The following is an 18,090-nucleotide window of genomic DNA, read 5'->3' on the forward strand; positions in this document are numbered from 1 at the left end:
TCTCTCAGGATTTTTTTTATAACTTGGTGAGTTCCTCAAGGATTTTTTCAGGATCTCCCGATTTAGCTTCTCTTTTAAATTGTGCAGGGGTTTTGCCAAACTCTTCCTTAAAGCATTTTGAAAAATATTTAGAATCATTGTATCCCACCATATAGGCTGCTTCCGATATTCTATACCCATTTTTTATGATCAAGGAAGCCGCTCTTTTTAATTTGAGAATCCTATAAAACTCCAAAAGATTTTTACCTGTGATCTCCTGGCATTTTCTGAATATCACAGAATAACTCATGTGCATAGTTTGAGTTAAATCCTCTAATTTGAAATTTGTATTTTCAATCTGATCGTTGAGTTCCGACACCAACTTGTCAATAAAAATATCATTCTTTGATTTCATTTTATCCATTTCCGGTTCGGTTACTACGGAGGTTTTTACCCTAGCAAAAGTCTTCCTTTTATGCTCCAACAGATTGGCTACTCGAATTGATAATTCCAATGGGTTGAATGGTTTTTGGATATAATAAATCGCACCACTACTTAGTCCAAGCATTCTGGATTCAGTGTTGTTTTTGGCGGTCAAAAGTATGATGGGTATATGGGAGGTCAAATTGTTTTTGATCAATACTTTACTCATTTCAATCCCATTCATAATGGGCATCATTAAGTCACTAATAATTATTTCAGGCATAAAATCATTGACAATTTCTAAAGCAACTTTACCATTATCCGCCAAAGCAATCTGGTATTGGTCTTGAAAATACTCTTGTAAGAATATCTGCATTTCCACATTGTCTTCCACAATCAGGATTTTTGGTAGATCTTCTTTGGCTTTTTTAGTGTGTTTTTTTTCTGAAAACCCTGGGTCAGGTTCTTGTATTTCAAGATTGTCTGCAGGAACAATGTCTGCTTCAACCATCTTTTCGTCTTGAGAATAGGCGCTTTCATTTGTTGGGATTGTGACCACAAAAGTGGTCCCAACGTTTTCTTCAGACTCCAAAGAAATAGTACCATGATGCAATTCGACCAGTTCTTTGGTCAATGCCAAACCTATCCCCATTCCATTTTTACTTTTACCAGAGGCGGTTTGATAGTAGATTTCAAAAATCTGACTTTTATCATTTTCAGAAATGCCGACACCGGAATCGCTCACTGAGATTTTCAATAAATCTTCTTTGGGACTGAACTCAGCTAAAAATGAAATCTCCCCGCCTCTTTTTGTAAACTTAAAAGCATTGGATAAGAGATTGTAAAATATGTGCTCGATCTTCTTGTAATCGTACCAAACGATAACTTCCTGATCCGGAATCTCCAGATGAAATTGAATGTCCTTAAATTCTGCTTGATCAGTGAATGAGAAACCGATTTTTTTTAGCTCCTGAAAAATATCTTTCTTCTCTACCTGCAGTTTCAGTTTCTTCAATTCCTTATCCCGAACAGTCATCAAATCGTTGGAAATCCTCGAAAGCCTTTCCGCGTTATTTTGAATAATTTTTAAACGTTGTTCTAAAAGTTTATTTCCATTTTGGGTAGCTCTATTGACCATGTCCTTCAAAGGAGCCAGAATTAAAGTCAAAGGAGTTTGGATCTCATGTGACATTTTAGCAAAAAAGTTCATTTTGAGTGCATAGAGCTCTTTTTCCTGATTGTAAACTAATTCTTCACGGATAATTTTATTCTTGAAGTTTATCCAATAATAAAGTCCGATGATTGAAAGTATGAATAGCAAAAAGTAGAAAGCATAGGCCAGGTTTGATTTCCACCAGTACGGAGCAATTGACACTTCAACCTGTTTGACAGGGATATTCCAAACTCCAGCTTTGGAACCAGCCCTCACCTCAAAAGTGTAATTACCAGCTGGAATATTAGTGTAAATCGCTTGATGGGAACTTGTGGGAGTTATCCACTCATCGTTAAATCCAACTAATCTATATTCATATCTAAAGTCAGAATTCAATGTGTTTCCAATGGCACTGAATTCAAAACTAAAGGAGGACTGATTTGCTTTTAAATCCAGTTTATTAAAATTTTCCAATCCATCTTTCAGTTGCTCAGGAATGATAGACTGTGCTGGTTTATTCAGAACTTCAACTCGTTTGATAAATAGCTGTGCTTGATTTTCACTTTTTTGTAGCGAGCTAGGATAAAAAGCTGTAACACCTAAAGAACCCATGAAATAAAATTTACCCGATTCATCTACATAGATGCTTCTTCTAGGGTATCGCATTTGTCTAACCCCATCAGATTGGTCAAATGCAGTAAGATTTTCCTTGATAGGATCAAATGAATAAATCCCATCCAAGGTGCTCAGCCAAAGTAAGCCTGTTTCTTGATCTACTTTTACCTCAGAAATAATTAAGTTTTTTAGACTTTTGTGATTAGCATAAGATTGAAAAGTTAAATTCTTAGTGTCCAGTTTGATGATAAATCCGGATAGAGTTCGGATCCAGATGTTGTCACCCACTGTACTAAAGGAACTGATGGAATAATCGTAATTATCATCTTCCGTTTGGTCAAAATAAGGAATCAACTGGAAGGTTGACTGCGTTAAATCGTCTTTATTTTCATGGAATTTAAAAAGGCCACCATGGTAGGTTGCGACCCAAATTTCACCGTTTGGGGATTCAGCTATGTAATCTGAAATCGATCCAACTAATCCGGATGGGCCACTGAAAGCAAAAAATGCCATTTTTTCACCATTTGGGGAGAAGACATGGATGCCTAAATTGGAGGCAGCCCAAATCCTGTTTTGTTTGTCCCTGTACAGTTTTCGAACATCATAAGTGGCCAATCCTTGATTGTCAGATATTTCTTTTTTCGTGAATTGGTTGTTTTTAGGGTTATAGATAAACAAACCATTTTGATAGGTGCCAATCCAGATATTGGAATCCACATCTTCGATCATCGTTTGGGCATACCTTCCCTGAAAAAAGTAGGGTGGTTTTTTCTCGAAATCATATGAAATACTTTCTCCTTTTGGAGATACTTTGGTCATTCCATTTCCGTCATTTCCAAAATAGAGGGTTCCATCTTTGGCCTTGAGAACAGAAATGACTGCAGTAGGAGTTTCATCATCTGAACCGATATAATACTCTAGACTTTTTCTATAATTTGGGAGAATATCGATTAGGCCCCACTTCTGGACGGTCCAGATATTTCCATACATGTCTTCTTTAATCTCCAAAACGGTATTGGTGGCTAAAGAAAATTGATTATTGATCGAATGTGAGAAATTGGTAAATGTTTCATTTTCAGGGTTAAATAAATAAAGCCCATCTCCATCTGATCCTAACCAAATTTTCCCTGACATATCAGCATAAATAGACCTAAACATGGGGTACTGAAGCCCGTTGTTGACCTTATAGTCAAAATGCTTGAACTCTTGACTTGCTATATTGTACTTAAAAAAGCCTTGGTTTTCACTGGAAATCCACAAATTTCCTTTTTGATCATGGGTAAGTAACGGTAAATCCACCAAGGATTGATTTAGTGGAGTTTGTAATTCCAGAAGCTCATCGCTTGTAAAAGAGTAACCAAAGATTTTAGAACTTCTGGTACTTATCCAAAGTTGGTTTTCATCAGAAAAATCCAGTAAGTGAATTGATTTATAGGCCTCATTATATTGAGGTAGAACTGCTATTTGCTTTAGCTCATCAGTCTTATAATCATAGGCAAAAATATATCCCGAGTTAGTAGCGATCGCTACACGGTCACCTTTTGTGGCAATGGCAGTAATGTTGGGACTATTAAATGAAGTAAGGAAATCGGAAAATACTTTAACATCTCCTGAAGAAGAAACTTTTGCCAATTCACCTCCTAAAGTGCCAATCCAAAGAGAGCCTCTGGAATCGATGTTAAATTTGACTTTTGAGCGATTGATAAAGGATTCCCCAAAAAAATTGCTCAGCGGAATATTTTGAAAATCATAGCCGTCGTATTTGTTTAACCCATCGCTATCTGTGATCCAGATATAGCCATAGGGGTCCGTTTCTATAAGGGAATTTGAGCTGAATGATTTCTCTAAATGGATGAAGTTAGAAGCAGTTTGGCCGTACGAAAACTTCAAAGGAAGCAGCCAAAAGAGCGTCCCTATAAACAATGCAAAGGTGCAGCGAAGTCCTTTCTTTTCCACAAGTTGAAATTTAATGATGAAAATCGACAAATGCTTTGACGCTTGAAAGCGAAATCAAATTAGTAGGAGGAATAGGTGTAGATTAGCGAATGTCTTTTCCTCAAATTAAAGAAATATTAACCAAATGCGGATAAACTAATTTTTTTAAAAGGTAGAGAAATTGATCATTATTAGTAGAATGGCTTGTTTGATGCTTTTAAAAGGCATTTTTAATTCAGAATTTTAGCTAAATAAGCATTGGGATACCAATTGAGCATTTTGACATTTCACTCAAGTTTTTCTTGCAGTGAAAATTTAAAGGTGTTAGTTCATAGGGTATTTTATATTTTAAAAATTGATTGTATTCAAGGAATCTATTCATAAAGAATGAAAAAGCAACTACTTCAAACAGCCCTCTTAATTACAGTTTTTGCATGCAGCAAACCAGAGGTAGAGGAGCAGAAGTCGGCCCAGAGTAAACCCAATATTATTTACATTTTGGCAGACGATTTAGGATATGCTGATATTGGAGCTTATGGTTCGCAAAAAATAGAAACTCCTAATATTGATGCACTTGCCAAGGAAGGAATGATGTTTACACAACATTATACCGGTGCTCCTGTTTGTGCTCCTGCCAGGTATATGTTGATGACAGGAAGACATGCTGGTCACTCCTATATTCGTGGGAATGACCCTTGGAGGGAAAGAGGAGAAGGAGATGTTTGGGATTTTGAGCAAATGGAGAATGATTCCACTTTAGAAGGCCAAAGACCATTGCCAGAGGGAACAAAGTTGTTTCCATCACAATTACAGAAAGCAGGTTATAAAACGGGAATGATAGGCAAATGGGGGTTGGGTGCTCCCCAGACCAATTCTATCCCAACAAAAATGGGTTTTGACTTCTTTTATGGCTATAACTGTCAACGACAGGCCCATACCTATTACCCTGTTCACCTTTACCGAAATGAAAACCGGGAATATTTAGATAATGAGTTAGTTGTTCCTGGGACGAAAATTCCAAAAGGGGCGGATCCAAACGATCCGTCTAGCTATAAAGAATTCACTCAGCAAGATTATGCACCTGACTTGATGTATGAGGAAATGAGCAAATTCATTTCTGCGAATAAAGAAAATCCATTTTTCTTTTACTGGGCATCACCGATTCCGCATATGGCTCTCCAAGCACCTCAGAGGTGGGTGGATTATTATGTAGATAAGTTTGGAGAAGAAGAGCCCTATTTGGGTCAAGCTGGATATTTTCCACATAAGAATCCTAGAGCAGCATATGCTGCTATGGTATCCTATTTAGATGAAAACGTCGGAAAATTAGTCCAGCAACTGAAAGATGAGGGGATCTACGATAATACCTTGATCATTTTCACATCTGATAATGGTCCGACTTACAATGGAGGAACAGATACTAAATGGTTTGAAAGTGCAAATCCTTTTCCAAATGAAAGTGGAAGAATTAAGGGACATGTTTATGAAGGAGGAATTAGAATTCCCATGATAGCCAGTTGGCCTGGGAAAATAAAAGCTGGTTCTAAATCAGAATTGATTTCTTCCCATATTGATATGGCTCAGACCTTTGCTGATCTATTAGGGTATCAAGCAATAGAAAATGATGGGATCAGTATCTTGCCAACTTTATTGGGAGAGGGTGAGCAACAAGAACATGATTTCTTGTACTGGGAATTTCCGGAAAGCGGAGGTCAATTAGCAATAAGAATGGGAGATTGGAAAGTAGTTAGACAGCATTTGAAAGATAAGAAAGAACCGACATTGGAATTGTATAATCTAAAAAATGACATCAGAGAAGAAAACAATGTGGCGGAGTTAAATCCTGAAATAATAGCAAAAGCGGATTCCATTTTTAGAATAGCCCATCAAGAATCTGAACTTCCCATGTTTAGAATTCCTCTTTTAGAAAATGGATTTACAGCTGAAAAGTAATTAGGAAAATGGGCAAAGAATTACTCCTAAAAACTACTTATCAACCCCAAATCTATTTGGTCAATGTTGAGAGGTGTGGCGTGATTTTGAAAAGAAAGTAAAAGTTTATGAACCAGAAAAGAATAGCTTATTCGATTGTTGGATTCCTTTTGATATGCATGTTTGCATGCCAGAAGGAGGAAGTTGCTTATCCCCAAAAACCCAATATTTTATTCGCAATCATGGATGATGTGACCTATATGCATATGGGCGCCTATGGTTGCGAATGGGTTAACACTCCTAATTTTGATCGGATTGCCAAAGAAGGAATACTTTTTCAAAATGCTTATACACCTAATGCTAAGTGTGGGCCCTCGAGATCAAATATTCTAACAGGAAGGAACTCATGGCAACTGGAAGAAGGGGCGAATCATTGGTCTTATTTTCCCTCTAAATTTAAATCATTTGCAGAATCACTTTCTGAACATGGATATCATGTAGGGTATACTGGTAAAGGATGGGCTCCGGGCGTGGCTAAAAATGAAGACGGTAGCGCAAGAGATCTCCTAGTTAATAGGTACAGTGAAATTAAATTGACTGCACCCACTGCCAATATCAGTAATGTTGATTATGCAGCAAACTTTGATGTGTTCTTAAAGGATAGAAATGAAGACGAACCTTTTTTCTTTTGGTATGGTGGATTGGAGCCCCATCGTGGATATGAATATGGTTCTGGAATTGCCAAAGGAGGCAAAGAAGTCAGTCAGATTAAAGATGAGGACATTTATTCCTTTTGGCCAAAAGTAGATTCCGTTAGAACAGATTTATTGGACTATGCCTTTGAGATAGAGCATTTTGATAAGCAACTGGGGAAAATGCTCGATCAATTGGAAGCAGCAGGGGAGTTGGAAAACACACTTATCGTGGTGACCTCTGATAATGGAATGCCATTTCCGAGGGTTAAAGGACAGGAGTACGAATATTCAAACCATCTTCCATTGGCAGTGATGTGGCCAGCCGGAATTAAATCCATTGGAAGAACGGTGGAAGATTTTGTGAGTTTTATAGATTTTGCACCTACATTTTTGGAATTGGCAGGAGTTTCTGAGGAACAATCCGGAATGGAAATGATCACTGGCAAAAGCTTAACGGACTTATTTTTCGCAGAAAAGGGTGGTAAAATTACTGAGGATAGAAATCAGGTGTTTATTGGAAAGGAAAGACATGATGTAGGAAGGCCTGAAGATCAGGGGTATCCCATCAGAGGAATTGTAAAAGATGGAATGTTGTATTTAAAGAATTTCAAGCCTGATCGCTGGCCAGCAGGAAATCCTGAGACCGGGTATCTAAATACAGATGGGAGCCCTACCAAAACTGTTGTTTTAAACAGCATTTATCAACCCAATACATTTAAATTCTGGAAAGAGTCTTTTGGAAAAAGAGAAGAAGAAGAGTTTTATGATATTGCGAATGATCCGGAATGCTTGAATAATCTTGCTTCAGACGAAAAATACCAGGAAAAGCTAAAGGAAATGCGTCTGGAATTAATAGCTACTTTGACTGAGCAGGGAGATCCAAGAATGAAAGGAGATGGGAATTTGCTAGAATCTTATCTTTATTCGGATAAGAGTGGAGTTAATTTTTATGAGCGATATATGAGCGGTGAAAAAGTAAATTTTGGTTGGGTAAATGCCTCGGATTTTCAGGACCTATCCAAAATAGAAACCTATCAGCAAATGAAAGATGGAGGAAATGCCATCACAATAGAGAAAAAGTAATGAAACATTTAAGAATCAAGGAGATGATAAAAATCCAAAGCATAATTTTTATAGGGCTTATTTCAGTATTTTTTAGTTGCTCCTCCAAACAAGGAGAAGAAAAAATTGCGGAAAGCTCCAAGCCGAACATTGTGATCATTTACATGGATGATTTGGGTTATGGAGACATGGGAGCCTATGGAGCCACTGAGATAAAAACTCCAAACATGGACGCCTTGGCAACGGGAGGGATGAAGTTTACCAATGGCTATGCTTCTTCAGCTACATGTACACCTAGCAGATATGCGATTTTGACGGGGACCTATCCGTGGAGAAATAAAGATGCTAAGATCCTTCCAGGTACCGCTCCTTTGATAATTGATACGGCTCAAATGACTTTACCTAAATTACTGCAAGAGCAAGGGTACTATACAGGTATTGTTGGAAAGTGGCATTTAGGATTAGGAAGGGGAAATGTTGATTGGAACAAGCACATCTCTCCTGGTCCAAATGAGGTGGGATTTGACTACAGCTATATTTTAGCAGCCACACAAGACCGAGTACCCACAGTTTATATTCAGGATGGTAAGGTAGATGGTTTAGATCCGAACGACCCAATTTTGGTGGATTACTCAAAAAATTTTGAAGGAGAACCAACCGGCAAAGAAAACCCAGAATTATTGACAATGAAATGGCACCATGGCCATAATAATAGCATTGTAAATGGGATACCAAGAATTGGGTTTATGAAAGGTGGAGAGTCTGCAAAGTGGAGTGATGTAGATATGGCAGATCACTTTTTAGAGAAAGCTCAGGCCTATGTCAAAGAACATAAGGAAGACCCTTTCTTTTTATATTATGCCTTGCAGCAACCTCATGTGCCAAGAACTCCAAATCCAAGGTTTGTGGGTAGTTCTGGACTTGGCCCGAGAGGAGATGTGATAGTAGAGGCAGATTGGATGATAGGTGAGTTTATCAAAACTCTGGAAAATGAAGGCTTATTAGAGAATACATTGATTATTTTCTCTAGTGATAATGGTCCAGTTCTGAATGATGGTTATTATGATAATGCTGTTGAAATGAATGGGAATCATACACCTGCGGGCCCATTGAGAGGAGGGAAATACAGTCTTTTTGAAGCAGGCACAAGAGTTCCTTTTATTACTTATTGGAAGGGGAAAATTCAGCCAGGTGTTTCTGATGCCATGGTTTCTCAAATTGACCTGATGAATTCTATTGGTGCCATGTTAAATAGTGATCAAAAAGGAGAAGATAGTGAGAACCTATTGGAGACATTTTTGGGGAAATCAAATCAGGGCAGAGAAGAATTAGTTTTGGAAGCCACCGGAAGATTAGCCCTTCGTAAAGGAGATTATGTGATGATTCCTCCGCATAAGGGAGCGGCCAAAATAAGTACCGTAAACATCGAAATAGGTAATGATCCTGAAATTCAATTGTATGATTTAAAATCTGATATCGGGCAGCAAAACAATATTGCAAAGGATAATCCAGAAGTTCTTAATGAAATGATCCAAGACTATGAGAGGATAATAGGGACCCCAGTTTCCCTGACAGTCAAGTAAGTTGGTTAATTCACTCGAGTAGAAAGCATTTGATGAAGTGTAAATCACTTTGTTGAATGCTTTTTTAATTTACGAAGGGTAGGGAATTATTTTACTTTTAAATTGATTGTTGAAAGACTAATCAAAATGCAGTAGGTAGAATATGGAGAAAAGTAAAGGGTTGCTTGAGGGAAGTATACTGAGGTCGCTGACAACGCTTGCTTGGCCTATTATCATGGCTAATATTTTGCAAACTGCCTACCAGCTAATTGATACGTTTTGGCTTGGTAGGTTAGGTGCCAATGCTGTAGCAGCAGTAAGTATCAGCTTTCCTATTTTATTTTTAGTCTTATCCTTAGGGGCAGGATTGACCTTGGCCGGGACAGTAATCGTATCCCAATTCAAGGGTGCAGAAAATCAAAAGATGATTGATTTTACTGCCTCTCAGACTGTTATTCTGGTGCTCTTAGTCTCGATTTTATTGGCGATAACAGGCTATTTTTCTGCAAGGCCCTTAATGACATTAATTGGAGCTGGTCCTGAGATTATTGAGGATTCAGTTTCCTATTTCCAAGTTTCTTCTTGGGGTTTTGTTTTCCTCTTCATGTACTTTGTTTTTCAGTCATTAATGAGAGGTATAGGGAATGTTATGCTGCCCATGTACATTGTATTGGGTACGGTTTTTCTCAACTTAATTTTAGACCCACTATTTATTTTTGGCTTCGGTTCATTCCAAGGATATGGAGTAGCTGGTGCAGCTGTGGCAAGTGTCATCACACAAGGTCTTTCGGCATTTGTGGGATTAGGGATATTATTCAGAGGGAAGAGAGGTATCAGAATCAAGTTAAAAGAAATGTTACTTCAATGGGAATGGGTAAAGCGTCTTTTTTCACTGGGAATTCCTTCAAGCCTCGAACAATCATCCCGAGCTGCAGCCATGACCGTGATGGTTATGTTGGTCACAAGTTTTGGTAGTAGTGTGGTAGCTGCCTATGGGATAGGCGCAAGAATTTTAAGTCTGGTTATTGTTCCAGCCTTGGGTTTTGCTATTGCCACTACCACATTAGTGGGGCAAAATATTGGTGCTGCTAAAATCAAGAGAGCGGAGAAAATAGGAGATTTAAGTACTAAGATTGCTTTTTTTGGATTGACAGCGATCGGGATTTTGCTATTTATTTTTGCAGAACCTCTAACAAGGTTTTTTGTCCCAAATGATCCTCAGGTTATAAAGGATGGCTCCAAGTTTATCAAGATTATGGCTCCTAGCTTTGGACTTTTGGGAGTGCAACAGGTCTTAAACGGTGTGTTTAATGGAGCAAGATTTACTCAGGCTTCTATGTTGATTTCTGTTTTCAACATGTGGATCGTCAGATTTCCTTTAGGTTTCATTCTCTCTTATAAAACGACATTAGGCTTTGAGGGGATCTGGTGGGCTTTTCCAATTTCAAACCTGGTGGCAGCGATCATTGCATTTGTGTATTACAAAACCGGTCATTGGAAAAAAAGGACAATGAAAAACCGACATCTTTGGCTGCGGGAAGGTTTTGGGTAAAAAAGCCCTTGATATTTCACAAGGGCCTTTTAATCTTAATCTCTTTCCCAGAAAAAAGGTGGTTCAATACCTAAAGCTCGAAGATAGACATAGCCTTGCCCACGATGATGAACTTCATTTTCGATTGCGTAGGCCACTAGTTGATATCCAGAAGATTCATATTGACCAAAGGCTACCACCTGTTTTTGAAATACCTCTTCAGGGATATTAGCCCAGGATTTGTTGATTAATTCTGTAGCATCATCCCAGGCTTTAAGTAGTCCTTCTTTGGTCTTTAGCTCTTTTTTTTCTTCCTCCAAAGGTTCCCACTCTCCGGTTTCGAGACCTTTTGCTGAGGGTGCTGCGATGGCAAGCATCTCTTTTACCAGGTCCGCGTAGGTCCGCATTCCACCAATGTTAAATTCAAACAATTCTTTCTCAGGGAATTTTTCCAATGTCCTTCTAGACAAGGATCTATGACCTTGCCAATGACTTAAAAGTTGGTCTTTAGAAATGATGGGATTCATAATTTGAGTTTCCATAATGTAGTGTTTTTGTTGTTCGGGAGTAAAATTAATTGGCAGTAGTGTCAGCCTTATGTCAGTAGGATTTTCAAAAATTGATTTTTTTTTACCTCATTTGAAACATGAATTTTTGGAAAGACTAAAACAGGATGAACCGGATTGATAGATTGACCGCTATTTTGACTCATTTGCAGTCTAAAAGGACAATTAGAGCTATAGAATTAGCCAATAGATTTGGGGTAAGTCTAAGGACTATTTACCGGGATGTCCGAGCTTTGGAGGAGACGGGCGTGCCCATAATTGGTGAGGCTGGGCAAGGTTATTCTTTGGTGGAGGGGTATAGGTTACCTCCAGTAATGTTTACCAAACAAGAAGCTTTGGCCTTTATCGTTGCGGAAAAATTACTCGAGAAGTCCATGGATGAGGAGAGCAATAGGTTTTTTAAAGAGGCTTTATACAAAGTGAAAGCCATTTTGAAGTCTGAAGAGAAGGATTTGTTGGGCAGAGTGGATGATAAGATACAGGTATTCAAAAGAGAAAATCATCAGTCGCAGTTTAAACGAAGCAAGAATTTTCAATTGGTATTGGAGGCTATATCTGAAAGAAGAGTTTTGCAAGGTCACTATACCACCTTTGAACCTAAAAAGACAACAGAGAGGATTTTAGAACCAATCGGGATCTATTACTCTTATTCCAATTGGTACTTAATCGCCTATTGTCGGTTGAGAAAGGATTATAGAACTTTTCGGATTGATCGATTTGACAAAATCCATGTTTTAGATGGATCGTTTGTTTTGGGGAAACACCCTAAATTTCAAGAGTTTCTCGATAAAATTTCTTCCGAGCATCAACTACACCAAATTGTAATTCGAGTGGATAATTCTGGTTTGAAATACCTGCAAAATGCGAAATATGACTTGGGTTTTGTTTCTGAGCAAAAAGGTGAAGAAGCAACAGACATGACTTTTATGAACTCCTCTTTGGAGGGTTTTTTGAGAGGAATTTTATATATGACTGATATGGTGCAAATCGTCTCTCCAATAGAACTGAGAAAAAGATTAACTGTTCTTTTAGCAGATATTAAGGGAAAGCAATTGAGTGAAAAGTAAATTTTTATTTGGGATTAACCTTTACTAAAGTGAGAGCTACCTTTCAGATAATTTGGTGTTTATGGGTATTTCTGAGCAATAAATTTTAATTTGTATCGGGTTTTTGAATAGGTTTATCCTATTGGTCTTCTGAATCTTCAGTTTTTACAGACCCCGGTTTTTTTTCTGGCTTTTTGCCCGCTATTATTTCCCCCAATTCTTCGGGGCTTTTTACGAATAAATAACCTGATTTTTAATTATGGCAAATCTCAAAATTAAACTCAAAGGACAAGATCATTCTCAATTTCTAACTGGAGAGGATCAAGGTTTTGAATTATACAATTTAGATCAAGCTTTTTCTGTTTTGAACCCTACTCGAGGAGATGTTCCAGAGCACTCTATTGATATCGATGATGATAAGATCATTGAATTTGAGTTTGATGACGATACGGTTTGGATTGGGGATCAGGAGTCTCTGAGAGAAATTTTTCCTTCACAGTTTAAAAGATCTGGAGATGGTGAAGAGCTTTATTTGCCTGATGAAATAAGTTCCGATGAGTCTGACAGAGGCATAATCAAGAAAATAGGGATAAAGCTCTTGAAAGTTTTTGTAAAGAAGAAAGTCATCCGTCCAAAAATGCGGGATTTGGCCTTCAACTTGGAAAACAAGCAATTAGCTTTTTCCGGTCATGATTTTGAAAAGGTTAAATATGGGGTTCTTTGTCATTGTGATAAGGAATTTGAACTTACGGTAGCCAAGGGATTAGATCCAAAAAAGCGGCACTTACTTTTTTTACATGGAACGGGATCTTCTACCAAAAGCTCATTCGGAGATTTAAAAGACTCTGAAGGCTATAATAACTTGGTGACGGATTATGGGACCGAGCAAATTATAGCTTTTCAACACCGTACTTTGACTACAAGTCCTTTGGAAAATGTGCTGGAATTAGTAGGCCAACTTCCATCTGGAATAGAACTGGATTTATTAAGTCAGTCTCGAGGAGGTCTTGTAGCAGATGTTTTAGCCAGATTCTGTGCAGATGGAAATGGTTTTGGACCAGAAGAAAAAGGAGTTTTAATCGATAATGATCGAGAGCGCGATCTTGAAGTTATTGAGGAACTCAAGTCCTTAATGGCAAATAAAAATATTAAAATCAGAAAGATGGTTCGAGTTGCCAGTCCTGCAAACGGGACCACTCTTGCCTCTAAGAGATTGAATATCTTTTTAAATGTCACCTTTAACCTAGTTGGCTTGGCAACTGGACAGGCAGGCAATCCGGTTTTTATTGCTTTTAAAGAGATGATCCTTGAAGCCGTTTCCTGCAAAGATGATGTAGATGTATTGCCAGGATTGGAAGCGATGAACCCAAAATCACCATTTATCAAGGTGTTGAATTACCAAGGTTCAGAAATCGTTATTTCGGCACCATTGTTTGTGGTAGGAGGAAGTAGTGAGCTTAGCCTTCGATTTAAAAGTTTGGTAGTATTAGTAGGTAAGTTTTTCTTCCTGGACAAAAATGATTTGGTAGTGAATACCGAAAGCATGAAATGGGGTGCCATTAGGGAGCCGGGCAATGTTTCTATTTATATAGAGAAGAGTGGAGCCATAGACCATTTTAAATATTTCTGTACTGACAACACCCTTAAGGCAGTCATTGATGCATTGGATGTAGAGGTAGGGAAAGTGCCAGACCAATTCTTGATCCAAGAGAAATCAAGCAGTCTTGAGCGGGGAGCTCTTGGCCTGGAAGGGGGAGATTATAAGCGAGAAAAAATCACTGGAGATAAGCCAATTGTAATCATGCTACCAGGAATCATGGGGTCTAATCTTCGTGATGATAAAATGCTTTGGATAAATTATTTCAGATTTTTGAAAGGAGATCTTTCCAAACTACAATACCAAGGAGGAAAACCGGAGAAATTGAGTGCTGATTCTTTGATCTCAACATCCTATAAAGATTTAGGAGAAAATCTGGAGAAGACTTATGATGTATTGACTTTTCAATTTGATTGGAGATTGCCCCTTCAGCAAAGTGCCAGCATTCTAAATGAAAAGGTAAAGGACCTTCTCAAATTTGAACAGCCGATTAAGATTGTTGCTCATAGTATGGGGGGAGTTCTGGTTAGGGACTTTATTCTTTACTATCCAGAGACTTGGAAGGCATTAAATTCTTCTATTGGCTTTAAGGCAGTTTTTCTAGGATCCCCTCTTGGAGGTTCATACCGAATCCCGTACGTATTATTTGGCAAAGACAGCATCATTCGTCTTTTAGGCAAAATAGATATCAGGCATTCTACCAAAGATCTATTGAAAGTATTCTCAGATTTCCCTGGAATTTTGAATTTGTTGCCGATCGGTAAAAACAACAAGCATGATTTTTCAGACAGGAATTTCTGGGAGAAACTTCGGGCAGCATCTGGAGATGAGTCTTGGCCTATTCCTTCTAAAAAGGTATTAGATGAGTTTGCCAAACATCAAGAACTGGTGTTGAAAGAAGCTGAATCGATTGATTATAAAAATATATGCTACATCGCAGGACAAAGCAGTAAAAAGAATTTTACCGTTTGTGATTTGGATATTGTGGAGGGTGAGTTGACCTTTTATGCGACCAATGCAGGAGATGAAAGCGTGACCTGGGCTTCAGGAATTCCCGAAGGTATCAGAAAGTTGGGGCAGTACTATTATGCGAATGTCACCCATGGTGGGCTTTCCAAAGACAGTAAGCTGTTTGCAGCTATTGAGGATTTATTGATTTATGGTAGTACATCGAAAATTCAAAATAGCCTACCGAGCGTAAGGGGAGAAGAAAAGGATTTTGTGGCTGTAGAGACGGAACCATTCGACATCAGTGAAGAAAATGTGATCAATACCCTACTTGGAGTTGATTATGGAGAAGATAAATGGAAAGTAGAAACTCCGATTAGAGTAAGCGTCAGCCATGGTGATTTGAAATATGCTAAATACCCTGTGCTTGCCGGTCATTTTGAATACGATGCTATTCTTACCACAGAAAGATCCATCGACCGACAATTGAATGGCGAATTAAATAGATTGCTTCAAATGGGGCTTTACCCTGGGCCTATTGGAACCAATCAAATCGTACTTTCTGACCCTAATTCAAACTCAACTTTTAAAGGTGGAATCATTGTGGGATTGGGGGTGCCAGGAGAACTATCTGCTTATCAATTGATGACTTCTATTGAAAAAGGAGTCGCCAGGTATTTGACGATAAGGAATCAAAATAAGCACAAAAAAAATGTAGACCCTAATAAGGATACAGTTGGAATATCAGTGATTGCTATTGCCAATAGTTATGGTGGCTTATCTACAGATTCATCTATTCGAGCCGTCATTCAGGGAATTCAAAATGCCAATAGGAGTATTTTGAACTTCTACGAGGGGAAAATAAATGGTATAGAGGAAATTGAAATTATTGAGATTTTCAATGATAAGGCACTTTCTATATTGAAAACCGTGCAGCGTCTTCAGACCAGTGATGGCAGAGAGTTTAATATTGTGTTTCAAGGAAAAGGTCTCCAATCTAAAATCGGAAGAAGGTGGAGAATTCCTTATGATAATTCATCTGATTGGTGGACAAGAATTACCGTTTGTGAGGATGAAGATGACGGGGTAGAAAAATTTAAGATGTCTGTTGCTACGAGTGGGGCCAGTGAAAAAGTAGAGGAAGTCTATTCAAATAACAAGACCTTAAATATTCTGCTGAATGATATGACGATGAATAATCAATATTCTCCAGAGATCGCCAAAACGATGTTTGAGCTGTTGATTCCATTAAGTTTTAAAGAGGAGTTGAAGCGTCAGAATAATATTTCATGGGTTTTGGATGTAGCTTCTGCAGCTTACCCTTGGGAGATGATTCAAGAAAATGTAGACTCAGTTCCTATCTGTATTCATTCTGGGATGGTGAGACAATTGTCCACTGGGAATTTCAGAGAAAGAACTTCCAGAGTTAAAGAGAAGACTGCCTTGGTGGTGGGAGATCCTGTTTTGGATAAGTTTATGTCGCAGCTTCCAGGGGCAAAAAGAGAAGCGGAGTTAGTTTCTGGCTTATTAAAACAAGAAGGTTTTGTTACTCAAAGTTTGATTAACAGTTCTGCTTCGGCAATATTTTTAAAACTCTTCTCTAAAAATCATAAAGTAATCCATCTTGCTGGGCATGGTGTATTTGAATATGGACCTAAGAAATCCACAGGTATGGTAATTGGGAATGATTCATTTTTAACTCCAGGGCAAATTGCAGGGATGAGTGAAACAGCAGAAATGGTATTTGTTAACTGTTGCTATTTAGGCCAAATGGATCAGGAATCAGAGTTAAAAAGTCAACAGCGAAATAAATTTGCGGCGAACATAGGAACTCAATTGATCAATAACGGAGCTAGAGCGGTGATTGTAGCAGGTTGGGCTGTTGATGACACTGCAGCACTGGATTTTGCGAAGTTATTTTACCAAAATATGTTTGAAGGGATAGGTTTTGGGGAGTCTGTTAAAAGGGCAAGAAAGAAGATCTATGAAGATCATGGCAAACGAACAAACACTTGGGGAGCATTTCAATGTTATGGAGATCCTTTTTACAAATTAATCGATGGAAGAGGAGGTCAATCAGATGACTCGGGTATCGTTGTCTTAGAAGAGGTAGAAATAGAACTGAAAAACCTATTCCAACAAATGGAAGCCAATGATTACGATCATCAATATATTTTGAATAGAATGATCAAGTTGGAAGATTCAGTAGAAAAGATTGGGCTTAAAAGTGATAAAATTTTAGAATTAGGAGCAGGTATTTACAGTGGTCTAAATGAATATGAAAGAGCGGTCAACTGCTATCAAAAATTGCTTTCTTTCAATAATTCGAATTATACTGTTAAGTCTTTAGAGCAGTATGGGAATGTTAGGGCTAAGCTAGCAGTGAAAAATTTCTTTGAGGGTGAAGTAAAAGGTACTGAAACTATCAAGCTACTTGATGAAGTGGTTTCTGATTTGAACGTGTTAATACAAATTGGAGAATCTACAGAAAGGTTAAGTCTTTTGGGTAGTACTCTGAAAAGGAAGATGTTCGTGTTGAGTCAAATAGGTTCAAAAGATAGCCTTAAGACTTTAGAGGAATCCATGAAAGCCTATGAAAGGGCATCAGTTCTCAGTGGATTCAGAAACCCTTATCCACTAAATAATTGGCTTTCACTATTTAGGATTGCTTTGCTAAATGAGGGGCAAACGAGTATAAGCAAAATTCCTTTGAAGGCTAGAAAGGCATTGGATGAGATTTTGGCAAATTATTCAAAAGAGTCTAGGGATTTTTGGACCCTGAGCAATATTGCCACTATCAAACTGACACAATTGCTCATGGGAAGCCCAAAGGTAACCTTAGAGGAACTTCAAAAAGCTTATGAGGGAATTTGGTCTATGGCGGGAAATAAGGGGCAAAAGTCAGCTGAAATTGAGCACTTGTCTATTATCATTGCTTCTTTGGGATTACTTAAATCGGATAAAGTAGCGGGATTGAAGAAAGAAATTGAGGAGTTAAAAACTCAGTTAGAAAAAAAGTTATGAGGTGAATCATTAAAAACAAAAG

General features: G+C 38.0%; 8 protein-coding genes. 6 read left to right on the forward strand and 2 right to left on the reverse strand.

Annotated features, from left to right (window positions below; all coding sequences use genetic code 11):
* Positions 1-16: 16 nt before the first annotated feature.
* Entirely contained in the window at positions 17-4,126 is a 4,110-nt protein-coding gene (locus ALPR1_RS08370; RefSeq protein WP_153231781.1) for a hybrid sensor histidine kinase/response regulator transcription factor, read from the reverse strand.
* Between the two features lie 366 nt (positions 4,127-4,492).
* Between ALPR1_RS08370 and ALPR1_RS08375 the strand changes: the two genes are divergently transcribed.
* From ALPR1_RS08375 to ALPR1_RS08390, 4 genes are all read left to right on the forward strand, one after another.
* On the forward strand, positions 4,493-6,058 hold the full coding sequence (locus ALPR1_RS08375) for an arylsulfatase (RefSeq protein WP_008199925.1): 1,566 nt from the start codon (positions 4,493-4,495) through the stop codon (positions 6,056-6,058).
* A 107-nt stretch (positions 6,059-6,165) separates the two neighbouring features.
* A complete protein-coding gene (locus ALPR1_RS08380; protein ID WP_050776380.1) occupies positions 6,166-7,815 on the forward strand; it encodes a sulfatase family protein in 1,650 nt (549 codons plus the stop codon).
* A 23-nt stretch (positions 7,816-7,838) separates the two neighbouring features.
* Complete coding sequence (locus tag ALPR1_RS08385) at positions 7,839-9,377, forward strand: sulfatase family protein (protein WP_008199928.1); 1,539 nt, start codon at positions 7,839-7,841, stop codon at positions 9,375-9,377.
* Between the two features lie 142 nt (positions 9,378-9,519).
* Positions 9,520-10,908, forward strand: coding sequence for an MATE family efflux transporter (locus ALPR1_RS08390; protein ID WP_008199929.1), 1,389 nt, complete (start codon positions 9,520-9,522; stop codon positions 10,906-10,908).
* 35 nt (positions 10,909-10,943) lie between these two features.
* Here ALPR1_RS08390 and ALPR1_RS08395 read toward each other — a convergent pair whose 3' ends face one another.
* A complete protein-coding gene (locus tag ALPR1_RS08395) occupies positions 10,944-11,429 on the reverse strand; it encodes a DinB family protein (protein ID WP_008199930.1) in 486 nt (161 codons plus the stop codon).
* Between the two features lie 131 nt (positions 11,430-11,560).
* Between ALPR1_RS08395 and ALPR1_RS08400 the strand changes: the two genes are divergently transcribed.
* Entirely contained in the window at positions 11,561-12,520 is a 960-nt protein-coding gene (locus ALPR1_RS08400) for a helix-turn-helix transcriptional regulator (RefSeq protein ID WP_008199931.1), read from the forward strand.
* 238 nt (positions 12,521-12,758) lie between these two features.
* Positions 12,759-18,068 (forward strand): CHAT domain-containing protein, encoded by a 5,310-nt coding sequence (locus tag ALPR1_RS08405; protein WP_008199932.1) that lies wholly within the window; start codon positions 12,759-12,761, stop codon positions 18,066-18,068.
* Positions 18,069-18,090: the final 22 nt, after the last annotated feature.

Source organism: Algoriphagus machipongonensis (assembly GCF_000166275.1).
Classification (GTDB): domain Bacteria; phylum Bacteroidota; class Bacteroidia; order Cytophagales; family Cyclobacteriaceae; genus Algoriphagus; species Algoriphagus machipongonensis.